Annotated in this window: 21 protein-coding genes and 1 pseudogene; 7 read left to right on the forward strand and 15 right to left on the reverse strand. The window is 57.9% G+C overall.

Annotated features, from left to right (window positions below; genetic code table 11):
* Window positions 1-401 precede the first annotated feature (401 nt).
* The gene (locus ACO6EE_RS03870) at window positions 402-1,118 is read left to right on the forward strand and encodes a hypothetical protein (RefSeq protein ID WP_485959357.1); all 717 of its coding nucleotides are present in this window, start codon (window positions 402-404) and stop codon (window positions 1,116-1,118) included.
* 177 nt (window positions 1,119-1,295) lie between these two features.
* Here ACO6EE_RS03870 and ACO6EE_RS03875 read toward each other — a convergent pair whose 3' ends face one another.
* Window positions 1,296-1,763: a DUF4189 domain-containing protein gene (locus tag ACO6EE_RS03875; RefSeq protein ID WP_485959359.1), complete on the reverse strand. Its 468-nt coding sequence runs from the start codon at window positions 1,761-1,763 to the stop codon at window positions 1,296-1,298.
* A 78-nt stretch (window positions 1,764-1,841) separates the two neighbouring features.
* Window positions 1,842-2,264, reverse strand: coding sequence for a hypothetical protein (locus ACO6EE_RS03880; protein WP_485959361.1), 423 nt, complete (start codon window positions 2,262-2,264; stop codon window positions 1,842-1,844).
* Window positions 2,265-2,544: 280 nt separating this feature from the next.
* Between ACO6EE_RS03880 and ACO6EE_RS03885 the strand changes: the two genes are divergently transcribed.
* Window positions 2,545-3,024, forward strand: coding sequence for an outer membrane lipoprotein (locus ACO6EE_RS03885; RefSeq protein ID WP_485959362.1), 480 nt, complete (start codon window positions 2,545-2,547; stop codon window positions 3,022-3,024).
* A gap of 98 nt (window positions 3,025-3,122) precedes the next feature.
* Here ACO6EE_RS03885 and ACO6EE_RS03890 read toward each other — a convergent pair whose 3' ends face one another.
* From ACO6EE_RS03890 to ACO6EE_RS03905, 4 genes are all read right to left on the reverse strand, one after another.
* Window positions 3,123-3,914, reverse strand: coding sequence for a DsbC family protein (locus tag ACO6EE_RS03890; protein WP_485959363.1), 792 nt, complete (start codon window positions 3,912-3,914; stop codon window positions 3,123-3,125).
* A gap of 120 nt (window positions 3,915-4,034) precedes the next feature.
* Window positions 4,035-4,748, reverse strand: a complete 714-nt coding sequence (locus ACO6EE_RS03895; protein ID WP_485959365.1) for a hypothetical protein — start codon at window positions 4,746-4,748, stop codon at window positions 4,035-4,037.
* A gap of 51 nt (window positions 4,749-4,799) precedes the next feature.
* Window positions 4,800-5,990, reverse strand: a complete 1,191-nt coding sequence (gene earP, locus ACO6EE_RS03900; RefSeq protein WP_485959367.1) for an elongation factor P maturation arginine rhamnosyltransferase EarP — start codon at window positions 5,988-5,990, stop codon at window positions 4,800-4,802.
* 244 nt (window positions 5,991-6,234) lie between these two features.
* On the reverse strand, window positions 6,235-6,657 hold the full coding sequence (locus tag ACO6EE_RS03905; RefSeq protein WP_485959368.1) for a hypothetical protein: 423 nt from the start codon (window positions 6,655-6,657) through the stop codon (window positions 6,235-6,237).
* On the opposite strand from ACO6EE_RS03905, the gene prmC reads away from it, so the two are divergent.
* Both prmC and ACO6EE_RS03915 read left to right on the forward strand, forming a co-directional pair.
* Window positions 6,643-7,464 (forward strand): peptide chain release factor N(5)-glutamine methyltransferase, encoded by an 822-nt coding sequence (gene prmC, locus ACO6EE_RS03910; protein WP_485959369.1) that lies wholly within the window; start codon window positions 6,643-6,645, stop codon window positions 7,462-7,464. The genes ACO6EE_RS03905 and prmC overlap by 15 nt on opposite strands.
* A gap of 56 nt (window positions 7,465-7,520) precedes the next feature.
* Window positions 7,521-7,627: pseudogene (locus ACO6EE_RS03915) on the forward strand (IS5/IS1182 family transposase); the annotation flags it as partial.
* 87 nt (window positions 7,628-7,714) lie between these two features.
* On the opposite strand, the gene ACO6EE_RS03920 reads toward ACO6EE_RS03915, so the two are convergent.
* The 6 genes from ACO6EE_RS03920 to rarD all read right to left on the reverse strand — a co-directional run bounded on the left by ACO6EE_RS03920 (window position 7,715) and on the right by rarD (window position 12,358).
* Window positions 7,715-8,695, reverse strand: coding sequence for a peptidoglycan DD-metalloendopeptidase family protein (locus ACO6EE_RS03920; protein WP_485959371.1), 981 nt, complete (start codon window positions 8,693-8,695; stop codon window positions 7,715-7,717).
* Between the two features lie 87 nt (window positions 8,696-8,782).
* Window positions 8,783-9,448, reverse strand: coding sequence for a protein-L-isoaspartate(D-aspartate) O-methyltransferase (locus ACO6EE_RS03925; RefSeq protein WP_485959373.1), 666 nt, complete (start codon window positions 9,446-9,448; stop codon window positions 8,783-8,785).
* A complete protein-coding gene (gene surE / locus ACO6EE_RS03930; RefSeq protein WP_485959375.1) occupies window positions 9,445-10,200 on the reverse strand; it encodes a 5'/3'-nucleotidase SurE in 756 nt (251 codons plus the stop codon). Before surE ends, ACO6EE_RS03925 begins: the two co-directional genes overlap by 4 nt.
* 177 nt (window positions 10,201-10,377) lie before the next feature.
* Window positions 10,378-10,761: an aspartate 1-decarboxylase gene (panD, locus tag ACO6EE_RS03935; RefSeq protein ID WP_003824535.1), complete on the reverse strand. Its 384-nt coding sequence runs from the start codon at window positions 10,759-10,761 to the stop codon at window positions 10,378-10,380.
* A 138-nt stretch (window positions 10,762-10,899) separates the two neighbouring features.
* On the reverse strand, window positions 10,900-11,397 hold the full coding sequence (locus ACO6EE_RS03940) for an acyl-CoA thioesterase (RefSeq protein WP_485959377.1): 498 nt from the start codon (window positions 11,395-11,397) through the stop codon (window positions 10,900-10,902).
* Between the two features lie 61 nt (window positions 11,398-11,458).
* Entirely contained in the window at window positions 11,459-12,358 is a 900-nt protein-coding gene (gene rarD / locus ACO6EE_RS03945) for an EamA family transporter RarD (RefSeq protein ID WP_485959378.1), read from the reverse strand.
* Window positions 12,359-12,753: 395 nt separating this feature from the next.
* On the opposite strand from rarD, the gene ACO6EE_RS03950 reads away from it, so the two are divergent.
* The 3 genes from ACO6EE_RS03950 to ACO6EE_RS03960 all read left to right on the forward strand — a co-directional run bounded on the left by ACO6EE_RS03950 (window position 12,754) and on the right by ACO6EE_RS03960 (window position 13,904).
* The gene (locus tag ACO6EE_RS03950; protein ID WP_485959380.1) at window positions 12,754-13,065 is read left to right on the forward strand and encodes an ElaB/YgaM/YqjD family protein; all 312 of its coding nucleotides are present in this window, start codon (window positions 12,754-12,756) and stop codon (window positions 13,063-13,065) included.
* A 123-nt stretch (window positions 13,066-13,188) separates the two neighbouring features.
* Entirely contained in the window at window positions 13,189-13,611 is a 423-nt protein-coding gene (locus tag ACO6EE_RS03955; protein ID WP_485959382.1) for a phage holin family protein, read from the forward strand.
* Window positions 13,608-13,904 (forward strand): hypothetical protein, encoded by a 297-nt coding sequence (locus ACO6EE_RS03960; protein ID WP_485959384.1) that lies wholly within the window; start codon window positions 13,608-13,610, stop codon window positions 13,902-13,904. The genes ACO6EE_RS03955 and ACO6EE_RS03960 overlap by 4 nt, the downstream gene beginning before the upstream one ends.
* Before the next feature lie 188 nt (window positions 13,905-14,092).
* On the opposite strand, the gene ACO6EE_RS03965 is transcribed toward ACO6EE_RS03960, so the two are convergent.
* The 3 genes from ACO6EE_RS03965 to ACO6EE_RS03975 all read right to left on the reverse strand — a co-directional run.
* Window positions 14,093-14,962 (reverse strand): DMT family transporter, encoded by an 870-nt coding sequence (locus ACO6EE_RS03965; RefSeq protein ID WP_485959386.1) that lies wholly within the window; start codon window positions 14,960-14,962, stop codon window positions 14,093-14,095.
* A gap of 222 nt (window positions 14,963-15,184) precedes the next feature.
* The gene (locus tag ACO6EE_RS03970) at window positions 15,185-16,258 is read right to left on the reverse strand and encodes an AI-2E family transporter (RefSeq protein WP_485959387.1); all 1,074 of its coding nucleotides are present in this window, start codon (window positions 16,256-16,258) and stop codon (window positions 15,185-15,187) included.
* Between the two features lie 39 nt (window positions 16,259-16,297).
* Window positions 16,298-16,522 (reverse strand): tetratricopeptide repeat protein (locus tag ACO6EE_RS03975; protein WP_485959389.1); only part of this gene is annotated, 225 nt, incomplete at its 5' end.

Genomic DNA, 16,522 nt, shown 5'->3' on the forward strand with positions numbered 1-16,522 from the left:
GAAAATCATTGAAATAGAAGAAAAAGGTAGCTCTATAACTGTAAAAAGTGATGTGCTTTACGCTGGAATGGAAGCACAAAGACTTTATAAATTCAAAAAACAGGCATGTCTCTGGAAATTGGATAATGTAAAAGAATTTGATAGTTATGATGGGAAATGGCATTCCATACATATCTAAATCAGATTAAATAGCAAGCAAATACAGGTTAGATTCTTTAGCCCGATATCCCGCATTAAGGCCGTCTGGAAAAGCCACATGGGAATAAGCACAAGTGCACATGACTCCCCTACACACATTACGCTTAATTAATAAGCAATGTTCATTTGGACGCAGGATAATTAAATGGATAAGATAAGTGTTTCCGAATTATTAAAATATTTTGAATGGGGATACGAAAATTATGCTGGATATTAACCGCCTCTCCGCCCCTTTACTCAAAGCTTGGGACAAAGTGCAAACCGAACGCGGGCGCGAAAAATTCCGCGACAGCGTAAAACGCCAATGGCTGGAACAATTATTCAAAGCCGAACTCAAAACGCGCGGCTTTCAGACGGCCTCCGGCGGTTTTATTTATTGGGTTAAAGACGGCTACATTTTCAGCGTTGCCCAGGCTTATTTGGTGGCCGTGTTTGACGGTCAACCCATCAGTGAGCGTGTATCCATCCGCATAGAAGCCAAACCGGATTGTCTGGATTCGTTGTTTTTCAAACTGTTCGGCGAAGAAGAGATGATGAAAAGCTTCAGCAGCCGGCTCAATGGCGAACCGTCGCTGGGTTTAACGGGGATACAAGACGAGTGGCGCATACAAGAACCCGACTTCGCCCACTTTACGCTTGAGCAAATGCTGGATTGGGTACGGCAGCCTGCCGGGCAAATAGAAGCCGACATTGCCCGCTTTACGCAGCAAGTGCCCGACTTAGAGAGCTTCTGCCGCTTCATGCAGAGCCGCCCGTTAGCAAGCGGCATGGAAAACGAACTTTATGCGCTGGTATTGTTCCGCCTGCAGCGATACGGCGAACTGCGCCGTTTCCTGGCCGGCCGCCCCGATTTCCATCAATTCGCCAACGGCACCAACCTGTTTGCCGCTTTACAGCAAATGTTGGATGAGCAACCGTAGCCAGCACCGTTACTCCGGCATTCTCCTGTTCAAATCGCTCGGTTTAACCCATTTGCTTCCGGCCATAAAAAAGGCTGCCTGAAATTTCAGCTTCGCAGCAACGCGCAGAGCTCGTTTTAACTGCGTTGAAGCTTATACTTTCAGGTAGCCTTTTCGTATCTTCTGCCAAACGCCGCTCTAGCGCGGATGGCGCATGATGATGCGCAGGATGCTTTCGTCTGGTTCTTCATCCGGCTTATCCAAGCCCACTGGCTTCACTTGGCCGTTGAAATGGCCATAGCTGCCCAAGAGCGGCTGATCGAAATAGCAGCCGTTTTTGGTGATGTCGCAAGGCAGGGCGCAGACGCTGTGTTTAAACAGATCGCATTGCGTGCCGCCGCTGCTGCGGCAGTTTTGGATAGCGGCATAGTCGGCATGCCGGGCATCTAGGCTGACGGAGGGAAAATGGGTGAGGCGGCCGTTTTTCTGCCCCACCGACATACCGAAACACATATTGCTAAAGCGCTGCCACACGCCGCATTGATTGCCGGAAGCGCGTTGGCATTGGCGCAGCGCATCGGCTTTGGCGGCTTCTTCGGTGGGGTGGGCGGCGGAGGGGTAGATGACTTCGGTGTTGTTTTCATTCATGGCAATGGCGCGCCACACACGGGGCTTGGCCGGCGTATTGGCTTTATTGGCTGCGCTACCGGCAGCTCCCGCACTATCAGCGGCTTGCGGCCTGTTTTACGGCTTGAGCTCTTCGCGGTATTCTTCACAGCCGTATTCTTTATCGGCATTGCCAAAAGCGGTATCGCGCACCGAGAGGATGGTGCCGTCTGGCTTGGTCACCACAATGCGGTATTCGTGGCCGTTGTAATGGCGGTAGTTTTGGTAATACTGCACATTGCCGGATTGGCCAACATAGGCCTGACGGACTTCATAGAGCTCGATGCGCCAGGCATAGAGGTTGCGCACTTCATTATTTTTCACGCAGTTGCGGCGCACGATATCGGGCATGCGATGGGCGCGTTCGGCAACAAAATCGCTGATGCCTTTGCCGCGCCAGCGCAGGGTGTCGGTCGGGCGGATGGTGGTGGCGCAGCCGGCCAGCAGTAAAACAGCCGCCCAAGGCAGCAACCGTTTCAGGGAAAAAGATTGGGGGAACACGATACTCTCCGTTTAAGATTGAATGTTTGCATACTAAACCATGCGGTGCGCATGATACGGCAAGGCTGGCCAAAACCATAGCAAAAATTAAATGAATTGGCCGCAATAACGTTTTCGCCAAACGGCAAGGCTACCTGAAACATAGTTTCATAAATCATCCGGTTTCAGGTAGCCTCATATGGCGAGTGCACAGGTATGCCGCTATATCGAAAAATAATATTATCCGCTATATAATCCCGCCCGTTTAATCACATCTTTAATCACATTTCAGGAGAACACCATGTCTACTTCTCGCTTGCTTGCTGCTGCCGTATCTGCCGCCCTGCTGCTGGGCGGCTGCGCCAACAGCTCCGCCCTGCAATACACCACTTCCCAAGCGCAAAACACTGCCCGGGTATATTACGGCGAAGTGCTGTCGGTAACGCCCACCCGAATCCGCGGCGAAGACAACCCGCTGATCACCGCTGCAGGCTCGCTGCTGGGCGGCATCGGCGGCAGCAACTTCGGCAATGGCCGCGGCGAGGCGGTGAGCGCGATTTTGGGCGCGGTGGTGGGCGGTTTGGGTACTCAGTCGCTCACCCGCGGGCTCGACAGCCAGCGCGGCTATGAAATCGTGGTGCAGCTCGAAGGCTCGCGCGATGCGATTTCCGTGGTGCAGAAAGACGACATCCAATTCCAGCCCGGCCAGCGCGTACGCGTGCTGCAAGGCGCCAACGGCGTCACCCGTGTGCTGCCGGCAGGGCAATACTCAACTTACTGATGATTGTTTGGCCGGTTCGGCTGCGCCGGCCGGCTGCATCATTGGCAATAAAAAGGCTACCTGAAACTTTCAGGTAGCCTTCCGTTTGGGCAGATGCCTTATTTCTGGTTGGCTTCCAATGCTTGCTGCAAATCATCTTTCGACATATAGCCGGGCACTATTTTACCGTTGGGGAACACCATGGTGGGGGTGCCGTTGAAGCCGTAGCGGTTGCCCAGCGCCATGGTTTCTTCCACCGGGTTTTCGCAGCCGGCAGATTCGGGCGGCACGGTGCCTTTGCGCATCCACTCGGTCCAGGCGGCGGTGCGGTTCGGGCTGCACCAAATGCGCACGGCTTTGGCTTCGGCGGATGGGTGCAGGCTGGGGATGGGCATCATGAAGTTGTAGATGGTGATGTCGGTCATCTGCTCGAATTCTTTTTCCAAACGGCGGCAGAACGGGCAGTCGGGATCGGAGAACACGGCCACTTTCAGCCTGCCGTTGCCGCGCACTTCTTTAATGGCGGAATCGAGCGGCAGGGTGGCGAAGTCGATGCGGTTGAGCTCTTCGCGGCGGGTTTCGGAAAGGTTGCTGCGTTTGTTCACATCAATCAAATCGCCGGTAAACATATGGTTGCCGTCGGCAGTCATGTACACCAGCTGGTTGCCGGAAAGGAACACTTCATACAGGCCGCTGACGGGAGCGGGGGTAACGCTCAACACTTCCAAGCCTTGGTCACCGTAGGTTTGGGTGAGCTTGTTGCGGATAACGGCTTCGGGGCTGCCGGCGGGCGCGGAGGCGGTTGAAGCGGCAGCTCCAGAGGCGTTTTGCTGCGAGGCGGGCTGGGCGTTGCAGGCGGCCAGAGGCAGCAGCGCGGCCAGCAAAATGGCAGAGAGGGTGCGGTGCTTCATTCGTTTGTTCTCATTAGGTGGTTGTTAAAACAGGGGCGCATTATACCGAAATCTGCGCGGGTGGGCTTCAAGTAGCCTATGTACGGCTTAAGGCTACCTGAAAAACCTCCCCGCATATAGCTAAGCTTTTGGATGAGTTTGTTTTATCTGCCTGTGTCGGCGGTATAAGGAAATACCGAGGATGATACCCCACAGAGTTAATATGAACAGCCAAAACGGCCATAAATGCATTGGCCACAATAAATTATAAATAGAGCCGGGGTAGTAGCTCTCAAATTGTAAGGGAGGATTGCCGATTAGGGTAACACGCTCCCCTGCCAATACCGGGCTGACTTTTTCCACAGTAATACTGACTTTATTCCAGCCTGAGCGTTCACGCAGTTGGCATGCAGGGATCAAGTGGAATGCTTTACCGCTTTCGTCAGCTTGGGCGCCTAATTCGCGGCATTGCATGTGGTAGCCCATCGAACTGGTTGGCAAAGCCTGATAGCGACAGGTTTGGCCGTTTAAGCTGATGGCAACGTGCACCGGTTCGCCAGGGTTGTTGAAACGTAAGATTTGGCGGCTTTTCCACTCCTCCGTATCATCGTTATTGGTGCTGTATTCTCCCAGCTCCGGCCGATTGGATTCAGCATAAAAACATTGCCGATACCAAACCATTTCCGTAGCAAACGGGCGGAACACTTCAAAATTAGTTGTTTCTCCTTGGCGCAATACCATTTCGGTGCTGCTGGATGATGCTGACACAGCAAACAACCCCATCATCACGACAAACACCACCACTGCCGACAGCCAAATCTTCATCGACAGCGGAATCTTTTTCTTGCTGCTCATATCGTGCCTTTCTATGGTCTCCACAGATGCCGTATCATAAACCTTCCCTGCTCAGCCCACTAGCCCCGGCCAGCGCGCCAGCACGCGCTCTACGGCATCGGGCTGGCGCAGCAGTTCGCCCTGCCATTGCTCGGCAGCCTGGCGCCATTTCGGCAGCTGTTGCAGCAGTTGCCGCCAGCTTTCGGCACGGGCGGCGGGCGTGAGCGTGTCGGCATGGTTCAGGTCGTCGGAAAGGGCTTGGTGGGCGGCGGGCGGCGGGGCGGACGCGGCGGCTTTATGCCAGAAGGCGTGCAGCTTGGGCAGGTGCGCCTGCTCGGCCTGCGGATAGATGTGCCACAGCAGGGGCGTGCCGGCGAGCTGGGCGCGCACGAAGCTGTCTTCGCCGCGCACGATGGCCATATCGGCCAGCCACAGCACGGCGTCAAATTCGGCCTGCGGCACAAAGCCGATGCGGATAAGCCGCACCGCGCCGGCCTGCCACACGCTGCCGGGCTCGCGCAGGGCATGCTCGGGAATCGCGCCGGCTTGGCGCAGGCTGTGGATAATTTGCCGGTCGGCCAGCCATACGTCTAAGGCTTCGCCCGCTGCCTGCCAGGCGGCGAGCCAATCGGCCCATTGTGCGCCGGTATAGCCGAAGCAGAAACATTGCACGGCGCAGCGCGGGGTTTCAGGTAGCCCCAAGCGGCGGCGCAAGTCGGCTTGGGCAGCGGGGTTGGCGAGGAAGGCCTGCTGTTTTTTCAGGTAGCCTGCTTCGCGCAGGAGGCCGCCGCTGGTTTCGCTAAAACCCATCAGCCAGAAATATTTTTCCGTGCCGTCGGCTTGCAGCGAAGGCTTGCCGTGCATGGCTTCTGCCCAAGGTTCGGCGCTGAGGTATTCCCAATTGAGCCACAGCGGGCGGTGTGTGCGGACGGCGGCCAGCGCGGCGGGAGGCAAATCGCAGCCGAAGGTTTCAATCACCAAGGCGGGTGCCGCCGCGGCCAATTCGGCCGCGATGCTTTCAGCCGCATCGCCCTGCCAATGGTGCGCCCGGATGGCGGCGGGCAGCTGGGCATCGCCGAGCAGTTTGGCCAGCGAGGCGGGATGGTCGTGCCAGAGGGCTACCTGAAAACCGGCTTCGTTCAGTCGGCGTGCCAGCCGCAGGGAAACGCCGATGTCGCCGTAGTTGTCGATCACGCGGCAAAACAACCAGGCGGCGGGCTGGGTGTCGGTATGTTTGGATGGAAAAAACGGGTTTGATGGCACGATAAATCTTTCGCTGGGCAAATCTTCAGACAGGACGGCAATTTACGTTAGCTACGCGCTCTGTCAAGCGTTTTGGCGGAAATTTTTTTGGTTTTCCCACAAGGGGCTAAGGGAGCCGCTTTCGGGTTGGCATAAAGGCTCAAATCTGCTGCTTGACAAGTTTCTCTTTCATTTAACTATTTGATATTTTTAAATTTTAAAAAATTGGGCATTTTTTACGCAACCTAAGCCAAAGCCTGATTTATCAGGAAATCTTACGCTTCCCACAGGGTTTTCCACAAAGTTTTCCACAGCTTTTGTGGGTAAGGGATAAAGCTGCAATAGCCGCGTTTTTTTGGCAGATTATTGCCTGCGGCAGATGGGGCGAACGGGTTGGGGGTGGATGCCGTTGGAACACAGGCAGCCGACCAAATTTCAGGTAGCCTTCCGCATTGCTGCACCACCCAATGACGATGGCAAAATGGCCTGTTGGGCAGGGAAAAGCGTTTCCAAGCTTGCAGAGCCGGAGGCTACCTGAAAATGCCGCCTCAATAGCTACCACCATTTTTAGCTTGGTTGGGAACTGCGTCCAAGCCGCCGCTTTCAGGTAGCCTTTTGCCGCGCCGCCGTTTCGGCTACCATAGCCGCCATTTGATTTAACAAAGAAGCAATCATGACTTTTCAACAATGGCTCGATTCCTGCCGCCTGCCCCGCCTGGAGGCGCGGCTGCTGGTGGAAGCCGTGTGCCGCATCTCCCATGTGCGGCTCATCAGCCGCAGCGGTGACGAGCTGCCGCAGCCGCAACACGCCGTGCTCGATATGCTGGCCGCCCGCCGCCGCCTAGGCGAGCCGATGGCTTATCTGCTCGGCAGCCGCGAGTTTTACGGCAGAAGCTTCCGCGTATCGCCCGCCGTGCTGATTCCGCGCCCCGAAACCGAGCTTTTGGTGGAAGCCGCGCTTGCACGCCTGCCCCCGGGCGGGCGGCTGTGGGATTTGGGCTGCGGCAGCGGCATCATTGGCCTCACCGTAGCGCTGGAACGCCCAGATGCCGCCGTGCGTGCTTCCGACATCAGCCACGATGCGCTGGCCGTGGCGCAAGCCAATGCCGCTGCGCTGGGCGCAAGTATCGAATGGGCGCAAGGCTCATGGTTTGCCGCCCTGCCAACTGCTGAGATAGCGGCAGGCCTGTTCGACATCATCGCCAGTAATCCGCCCTACATCGAGGCTGGCGACGAACACCTGACACAAGGCGACCTGCGCTTCGAGCCCGCCGCCGCGCTCACCGATTTTGCCGACGGCCTCAGCCATATCCGCACCCTCGCCGCCCAAGCCCAAGGCTACCTGAAACCCGGCGGCTGGCTGCTGCTGGAACACGGCTGGAACCAAGGCGAAGCCGTGCGCGGCATTTTGGCCGAACACGGCTGGCAGCAGGTGGAAATCCTGCGCGACTTGGCCGGGCTGGATAGGGTGAGTATCGGGAGGAAGGCGGTATAGCCAACACCTTTTTACGGCCATGGCTTGCCCCTGGGGCAGTGTTCCGCCATACACGGAAATATAGTGAATTAAATTTAAATCAGGACAAGGCGGCGAGCCGAAGACAGTACAGATAGTACGGCAAGGCGAGGCAACGCTGTACTGGTTTAAATTTAATTCACTATAACTGGCTTTATTTTGTCGACGCACTCAAAAGGCTACCTGAAAACCGGTTTGCAGTTTTCAGGTAGCCTTTGTTTCGCCAGAGGGATTAGTTCGGAATATATTGCAGCGGGTCTACCGGCTGGCCGTTTTTGCGCAGTTCGAAGTGCAGCTGCACGCGCTGGCTGTCGCTGTTGCCCATGGTGGCAATGCTTTGGCCGCGGCGCACGGTTTGGCCTTCGCGCACGAGCAGGCGCTGGTTGTGGCCGTAGGCGGTGAGGTAGGTTTGGTTGTGCTGCACGATGATGAGGTTGCCGTAGCCGCGCAGGCCGGAACCGCTGTACACCACTTTACCGTCGGCAGCGGCCACCACGGGCTGGCCGGCGGTGCCGCCGATGTTGATGCCTTTTTCACTGCCGCCGAAGCGGGTGAGGATGTTGCCAGTGGTGGGACGCTGCCAGGTGATGCCGGCGGCGCTGCGGGTGCTGCCGGATACGGAAGGCGTGGCGGCAGGGGTGGCAGCAGTGTTGGCCGGCGGGTTGGGCGTGGGCGCAGGCGCGGGGGTGGTGCGCGGCGGAGTAGCGGGCGGTGGGGTTTGCGCGGTGGCGGGCGGGGTGTAGCCGGCGGGCTTCACGCGCAATACTTGGCCGACGCTGATGTTGTTGTCGGGCAGATTGTTCCAAGCGCGCAGATTATCTTGGCTGATGCGGTAGCGCAGGGCGATGTTATACACGGTGTCGCCACGCACCACGGTGTGCTGGGCGGCGTTCACGTCCACCGGGGCGTAAGACGGGGTGTAGCCGCTGCCGCCGGAAGGAGCGGCGCTGGCTGCGGGCGGGGTATAGGGAGCGGGCGCAGCAGCGGGCGGAGAGTAGGGGGTGGTATTGGCGGCTTGGGTGGCGGCAGGCGGGCTGTAGGGCTGCGCGCCGTAGGGGTTGTTGTCGGCCGCGGCGGTGTTGCCGCCGTAGTTGTTGCCGTAGCCGGCACCGTTGCCGGACACTACGGGGGCGGGCGGCTGGGTGAGGGCGCAAGCGCCGAGGAAAACGGTGAGGGCGAGGGGAAGGGTGCGGAAGGTAAACAATTGATTCATGGGGATACGGGCTTTCTGTGCACGGAAACAGCGCAATCATAAGCAATCCGTGCGGTTTCATGCAAGGTTGGGCGGCGTATATCGCGGTTAAGTTCCGTTAATCAGCGGTACAAAGCGGGCTTCGTGCACGCAGGTTTCGTGGAAGCCATGGGCGGTTTTTTCGATGAGCCACAGGTATTGCTGCCCGCCTTCGTCCAGCGGGATCACCATGCGGCCGCCCACGGCGAGCTGTTGCAGCAGGGGCAGCGGCACTTCGGCAGGCGCGGCGGTCACAAGGATGCCACGGAAGGGGGCTACTTCGGGCAGGCCGAGGTAGCCGTCGCCGCACACCAGCCGCGTGCCGCCGAGCAAACGGGCGGTGCGCAGATTGTGTTTGGCTTTTTCGTGCAGCGCCTGCAGCCGTTCCACCGAATAAATCTGCTTGAGCCCCACGGCCTGCAGCACGGCGGTTTGGTAGCCGCAGCCGGTGCCGATTTCCAGCACCGGGCCGAAGTTTTCTACTGCCGCGTCGCCGAGCATGAGCTGGGTCATCACGGCCACGGTGTAAGGCTGGGAGATGGTTTGCCCCAGCCCCAAGGGTAGCGACATATCGTCATAGGCGCGCGAGCGCAGGGCTTCTTCCACAAACACATGGCGCGGCACGTTGCCCATGGCGGCGAGCACGTCAGCGCGGCTGATGCCAATTTTAGCCAGCCGCTGCACCATATTGCGCCGCCGCCAATCGAAGCTGCCGCTGGTGTGTGCTGCGTTCATAGTGCGGTGTCCTGCCAAAATTGCGCCACGCTGCCTAAGCCGGCGTGGTCGGTTAAATCCACGGAGAGCGGGGTAACCGTAATCATGCCGGCTTCGTTTTGCGCGAAATCGGTGTCTTCTTCGCGGCCGAGCACTGCGCCGGCCGCACCAATCCAATACACATTCTCGCCGCGCGGGCTGCGGGCGGCCACCACGCTTTGCTGATGATGCCGCCGCCCCAGGCGCACGGTGGTGAAGCCTTGGATTTGGTTTTCCGGTACCGCCGGGATGTTGACGTTCCACAGCACGGGTGCGGCGGGCTTGGGCGCGGCGAACAGATGGGTGAGCAGCCGCCACACAGCTTGTTCGGCGGTGCGCCAATAGCGGCCGCTTTTGTCGTTGAGCGAAAAGGCAATTGCGGGAATGCCGAGCAGATAGGCTTCGGTGGCGGCGGCCACGGTGCCGGAATAGAGGGTGTCGTCGCCCATATTCGCGCCGTGGTTGATGCCGGAAAACACCCAGTCGGGCTGGAAATCGGGCAGGCTGTGCAGGGCGAGGTGGATGCAGTCGGTGGGCGTGCCGTCGACAAAATAGAAGCCGTTGGCGGCTTCTTGGATGCGCAGCGGGCGGTCGAGCGTGAGCGAATTGCTGGCGCCGCTGCGGTTGCGCTCGGGGGCGACCACGCGCACGTTGGCAAATTCGGCGGCCACCCGGGCGAGGATGGCGAGGCCTTCGGCTTGGTAGCCGTCGTCGTTGCTGATGAGGATATTCATGGTTGGCTTGTGGCTGCCTGAGAACGGGTGGTTTGGGGTTTCAGGTAGCCTGCAAACGGGGCAGCAGGCTACCTGAAACTGGGTTTGGGATTTTGGCGCTGTTAAAGCGGCCGCTTTGGCTACACAAAATCCAAGCCCGGCATTGCCAAGGCCTTGCTTTCAGGTAGCCTTTGATGTTTACAAAACGGTATTGGCCGGCTCGTAGTCGATCACGTCGCGGATTTTGTTTTGCGCGTCCACCAGCACCACTTTCGGCCGGTGTGCGGCGATTTCCGGCTCGGAGAGCAAAACGTACGACATGATGATTACCACGTCGCCCGGCTGCACCAGCCGCGCCGCCGCGCCGTTGAGGCAGATTTCGCCGCTGCCGCGCTCGCCGGCAATGGTGTAGGTTTCCAGCCGCTCGCCGTTGTTGTTGTTCACAATCTGCACTTTCTCGTTCACGCAGATGCCAGCCGCATCGAGCAGATCCAAATCCACGGTGATGCTGCCTACATAGTTTAAATCGGCGCGGGTAACGGTGGCGCGGTGGATTTTGCCGCCCAGCAAAGTTCGGAACATTTCGGGAATCCTGGAAAAAAGCGGTATTTTATCGCAAGCAGTGCGCGGGCTGAAGGCTGCCGGGTATTTTCAGGTAGCCTTTTCCGCCCGTGCCGGTTTGCCGGGTATTTCTGTCCGGCCTGCAAGTTTCAGGTAGCCTTATTCTGCTTCGCAGCCGCAGGAAAGGGAGGCGGAGGCCTGCAGGCTGAGCTGTTTGCGCTGCAGCGCTTTTTCGTGGCGGCAGCGCTGGCGTTCGCCGATGATTTGCAGCGGCGGCACGGGCACGGGCTTGCCGTTTTCCACGGCCACCATGGTGAAATAGCAGCTGTTGGTGTGGCGCACTTGGCCGGTGCGGATGTTTTGCGCTTCCACGCGGATGCCGACTTCCATGGAGGTGCGGCCGGTGTAGTTGACGCTGGCGTAGAACGTAACCAGTTCGCCCACGTGAATCGGCTCTTTAAACAATACCTTGTCCACAGACAGGGTAACGCAGTAGTGCCCGCTGTAGCGGCTGGCGCAGGAATAAGCCACCTGGTCGAGCAGGCGCAAAAGTTCGCCGCCGTGCACATTGCCGCTGAAATTGGCGGTGTTGGGCATCATCAGTTCAGACATCACCAGTTCGTGCGCGGGCAGCTGGCGGGTTTGGGATTCGGTCATAGTGTTCCTCGGTGCGTGAGATAAAAGAATTATTTTATGCTATTAATGCAGCATGATTTGATTAAACTTGTTTATGGCGAGATTTTTGCATGCTGCGCCAGCCGTTGGCCACCAAAAGCAACAGCCCCGCCCAAATCAGGCCGTAGGTGATGTAGGCCGATGGCTGCACCGGCGTTTTCAGCACCAACACCGCCAGTAAAAACAGCAAGGCCGGCTCTACATAGCTGAGCATGCCGAACAAATTAACCGGCAGCAGCAGCCCCGATTTCAGATTAAGCGACATCGACACCGCGCTGGCCATGCCCAGCAGCGGCAGCAGCAGCCAATAGCGCGGCTCGCCCAGCACCCATGCCGTCATATCCGAGTGCCACAGCAGATAGGCCAGCGCAAAGGGCAGGATGAGCGTGAGGTCCAGCGTGAGCCCTTGCAGGGCGGGGATTTTCATCTCGCGGCGGTAGAGGTAGTACACCGGATACGCCAGGCACACCCACAGCGTGGTCCACGAAAAGGCCTGTTGCGTCCATATTTCGTGCGCCACGCCCAAGCCCGCCAGCACCAGCGCTGCGGTTTGCAGGCCGTTGAGCCGCTCCTTGAGCCAAAACCGCCCCGCCAGCACCATCACCACCGGAAACAGGAAATAGCCCATCGCCACATTCACACCCTCGTTATTGACCGGCGCCCACATAAACAGCCAAAACTGGCTGGCCACATCCAGCGTGCCCAACAAAAACAGCAGCCAACGGCGGCGGCTGTTTAAATGCGTGCGCACAAAGCGCAGCATGGCCGGCAGGCCGATGAGGCGCAGCGTGATCAGCCACAGCCCCGCCGCCATCACCACCATGCGCAGGGCGAACACATCCGTGCCGCTAATCGGCTGCATCCAATGGCTAAATAAATACAGCACGCTAAACAGCAGCTGCGACAGCAGGCACAACACCACGCCTTTGCTCAAATCCGACACGAACACTCCAGGGAAAGAATACAGAAGATTTTGATTATATAATGGATTAACGCTATTCGATACTATAGTGAATTAACAAAAATCAGGACAAGGCGGCGAGCCGCAGACAGTACACACGTTACGGCACGGCGAGACAACGCCGTACTGGTTTAAATTTAATTCACTATAATCGGGCAGCGGCTGGCTCACGGTGTGGCAAAAGTGAAATCAAACCGCCCTATCGGCTTACCGCATACGGCGCAGGGTTTCAGCTAGCCTCAGGCAGAGCGGGAAAGGCTACCTGAAAAGATGGCGGTATATTTTTCAGGTAGCCTTGATAAACCATCCCACCGCTCCATATAATCTTAAACGGCAGGCCGAATGCCGTTACTCTTAACCTAATCAGGAGATTAAACATGAGTAAAGATTTTGACCAGCAAAAAGAAGAACTCTTGCAAGAAGTGCGCTCCGTACTCGACGACGTGGAAGAGCTGTACCACAGCGGCGTTGAAGAAGGCAGCAAAGAAGTCGAACAACTGCGCGGCAAGCTGCAGCGCAAATTGCAGGCTGCCCAGCGCAAATTGGGCGATTTTGAAGAAGTGGCTGCCGAACGCGTGAAACACACCGCCCGCCAGGCCGACCAACTGGTGCAAGACAAACCATACTACGCCATGGGCTTTGCCGCCCTCGCCGGCTTGGTAGTGGGCGTGCTGCTCAACCGCCGTTAATATTTGCCCCAGCCGCCCGCCCCGCCCTGTGCAGGCGGGCGTTTTATCGTTGCTCCAAACAGGCAAAGCATTGCGTTGCCCGCCTATTTGGCACCACTATCCCCATCCCACCGGGAGCGCCGCATGAGTCTCAAACACAACATCAACCACATCCGCTTCCTCATCAACCAAGGCGCGGATCTCTTGCTGCTGCGCCTGCAAATCCTCAGCATCGACCTTTCCGGCCAAGCCTCAGGCTTAATGAAAATCACCGCCGCCCTGCTCGCCGGCAGCGTGTTGCTGCTCGCCGCCTTGGTCAGCCTCTTCTTCGGCCTCGATGCCGTCCTGCCCGTACACGCCAAAATCTGGGTGTTTTTCGGCCTGCCCGTGTTGCTCCTGCTTATCGCTTGGTTCTTGCTCGCCCGCGCCCTGTCCGGCTGGCGGCAGGCCGGCGTTCAGGTAGCCTCCACCCTTGCCGACATGCGCCGCGACCTCGATACTCTGCGCGGCCGCACTTCCGGCATAAACACCCAGCCTGCCGACACCGCGCCGGAGCAGCCAGAATGAACCCACAGCCCCAGCAGCCGCTCAGCAAAGCACAGCAGCGCGAACTTCTCGTCCTGCAGGCCGAACTCGCCCGCCTGAAAATCCGCAGCGAAAACCTGCGCCAACAAGGCCGAAACCGCGCCAGCAAACCCATCGACTGGCTCAAACTGGCCGACAGCCTGCCCGTAGCCATGCTGCTGTGGCAAGCCGCCGTCCTACCCGCCCCAAAGCAACGCCAACTGCTGCCCAAATTCGGCCGCCTGCTGTGGCGCTGGTGGAGCAGCGAGCCGGAGAAAAGGAAAAAGGGCAAATAAATATGGGGCTGATGGCAAAGGCTACCTGAAAACCATCCCTGCGCTACTGGCGATAGCAACCAACCACTAGCGTGTTGGGAAATATGAACCAAACAAACCAAAGGCTACCTGAAAGCGTTTTGAAGCACTTTCAGGTAGCCTTTGGTGTGAATCCAATCTGCCAACAGCAATGCTGCCCGCAGCCAGCTTCACGCCAGCTGCCGACGTGCCAGCAGTTTCGGCATCGCCACTGAAGCCGCTGTAGCGGCAATCACCAACAAAATCCCCAGCCACGACAACACAGAAACCTGTTCGCCCAACACCAGCACCGCCATCAATGTGCCGAACACCGGCTCGAAGGCGGTGAGCATGCCGGAGAAGTTGGCCGACACGCTGGTCATGCCTTTGTTCCACAACGTGTAGGAAAGCCAGCTGCAACACACGCCCAAATAAAGCAGCCCCAGCGCGCCGGGCCAGTTCCATGCAATGCGCAAGCTGTCGGCGAAGGCCAGGCTTACAGGCAGGCACAATAGCGGCGCCACGGCCATGGAAAGCGAGGTAAAGGCAGGCGCGCCGATTTCGGCAATCATCCGCTGCGTGGGGCGCATGGTGGTGCAAAACACCGCACCGCCGCCGAACACCATCAGGCAGCCGAACAGGCTGATGTCGCCTTCCCCGCCGCTGCCAGCGATCAGGAGCCCCACCCCGGCAAAGGCCGCCAGCCCGCACAACCAGTGATACCAGCGGGCAAAGTCGCGGAAAAAGAAGTGGCCGATAAACACCATCAACAGCGGCTCGAGCCCGACGATGGTGGAAGCGCTGGTGGCAGAGGTGTATTTCAGCCCCACAAATTGCATGGCCAGCACCACCACATAGTTTAAAAACGTCAGCCACAGCAACCGCCGCCAATGCCGCTTTGGCAAACTGCGCCCGAAGCGCAACGCGGCGGGCAGCACCAGCAGCGAGGCCAGCAACAGGCGGCACAGCAGCATCAGGAGCGGATCGGTCATGGTGTAGGTATATTTGGCCGCAATGAAGGCGCTGCTCCACAAAATGAGCGCGATGATTTGGTAAAGCACGGTGTTTCCTTAGCCGAAGAGCGGCAGGCGAAAAAAGGCGGCAGTTTACTCCGCACCGGGCAGCGGGGCAATGAATGGCAGAGCAGAGCCAAGACAGCCTGCGCAAACGGCTACGAGCCGCAGACCTCAAGCACCACGGCCAACGAGCCTATGCCATATCTTGCACCTCAAGTGGCAAATCGTGGCAATCCAATCCGCTCACGGCTGGCAGAAAACAATACTTTAAATCAGCCCCGCCTGCTTCAGCTCGTTCTTCACATATGCGTAATACACCGGCGAGATGATGATGCCGCCGATGCCGAAAATGCGCTCGAACACCACCATCACCAGCAATAATTCCCACGCGCTCGATTCGATTTGCGAGCCAATGATTTTGGCATTGAGGAAATATTCCAGCTTGTGCACCACCACCAAAAACACCAGCGAAGCCGCGGCCACATACAGCGACGCGCCCAGGCTGAGGATGATGATGACCGTGTTGGACACCAGATTGCCGGCCACCGGCACCAGCCCCACCACGAACGCAATTACCAGCACGGTGAGTCGGAAAGGCAGTTCCACGCCGAAGGCGGGCAGAATCAGATACAGGTACACGGCGGTAACGGCAGTATCGATTAAGGAAATTTTCACCTGGGCGATAAACACGCGCTCGAAGCTGGTTTGGAAGTTGGTAATGCGTCGCACCAGCTGGACTTTAAACAGCGGCATCTGATGGCGGCTGCGGCGGGTGTTGAGGCGGTGGAAGCTGAGCAGCGCGCCGATAATCACGCCGATGAGCACATACACAAAGGACGTGAAGCTGTTTTTACTGATGCGGGTGAGCGTGGCGCCGTATTCGGTGAGCAGTTCGGCAGCGGCGGCTTTGATTTCGGCCAGATTTTCGGGCAGCATATTCAAAATGGCCAGCGGCAGCTCGCCGCTGTTTTTGGTGTCGGCCAGAATGGCAGCGAGCTTGGCCAGCATCACTGTGATGTGCCCGCTGTGAATCAGGCGGTACACACCCAACGCCATCAAAGTGATGGCCAAGAGCACCAAGCTGATGGTGAACGTGGCGGAAACAAGATTGATATTGCGCACATTAAGCGAGCGGTGCAGGAAGGTGTTTTGCGGCAGCAGGCGGTGGCGCATCCACAAAATCAGGCCGTTGGTGCGGTTGATGAAAATGTAGGTAAGGATGATGGAGAGCAGCAGCGGCAGGAAGCGGAAATACAGAATAACCAGCAGCGCGGCGGCCATCAGGATATAGGAAGCGGTGCGGAATTTGGTGGTTTCGGTGTGCATGATGTGTGTGTGCATGGATTTAAGGGTGGGGCTACCTGAAAAGCGGGGAATCGTTCAATCGCCTGCCTGATTTAAATAGCGGTATTGGTTGCACCCTTTTTGCCATCCACTATCACATGCTTTGCTGAACCATTCCTTGCTAAGATGAAAGTTTCGGCGCACGCCGTGTCCGTTGGCATACATCGCACCTAAATTAAATTGAGCTTTGATATTCCCTTGTTCCGCTGCTTTACGATACCATCTGAACGCTTCGGCATAGTCTTGGCGTACGCCTTGTCC

The sequence above is a fragment of the Eikenella sp. genome (assembly GCF_057315495.1).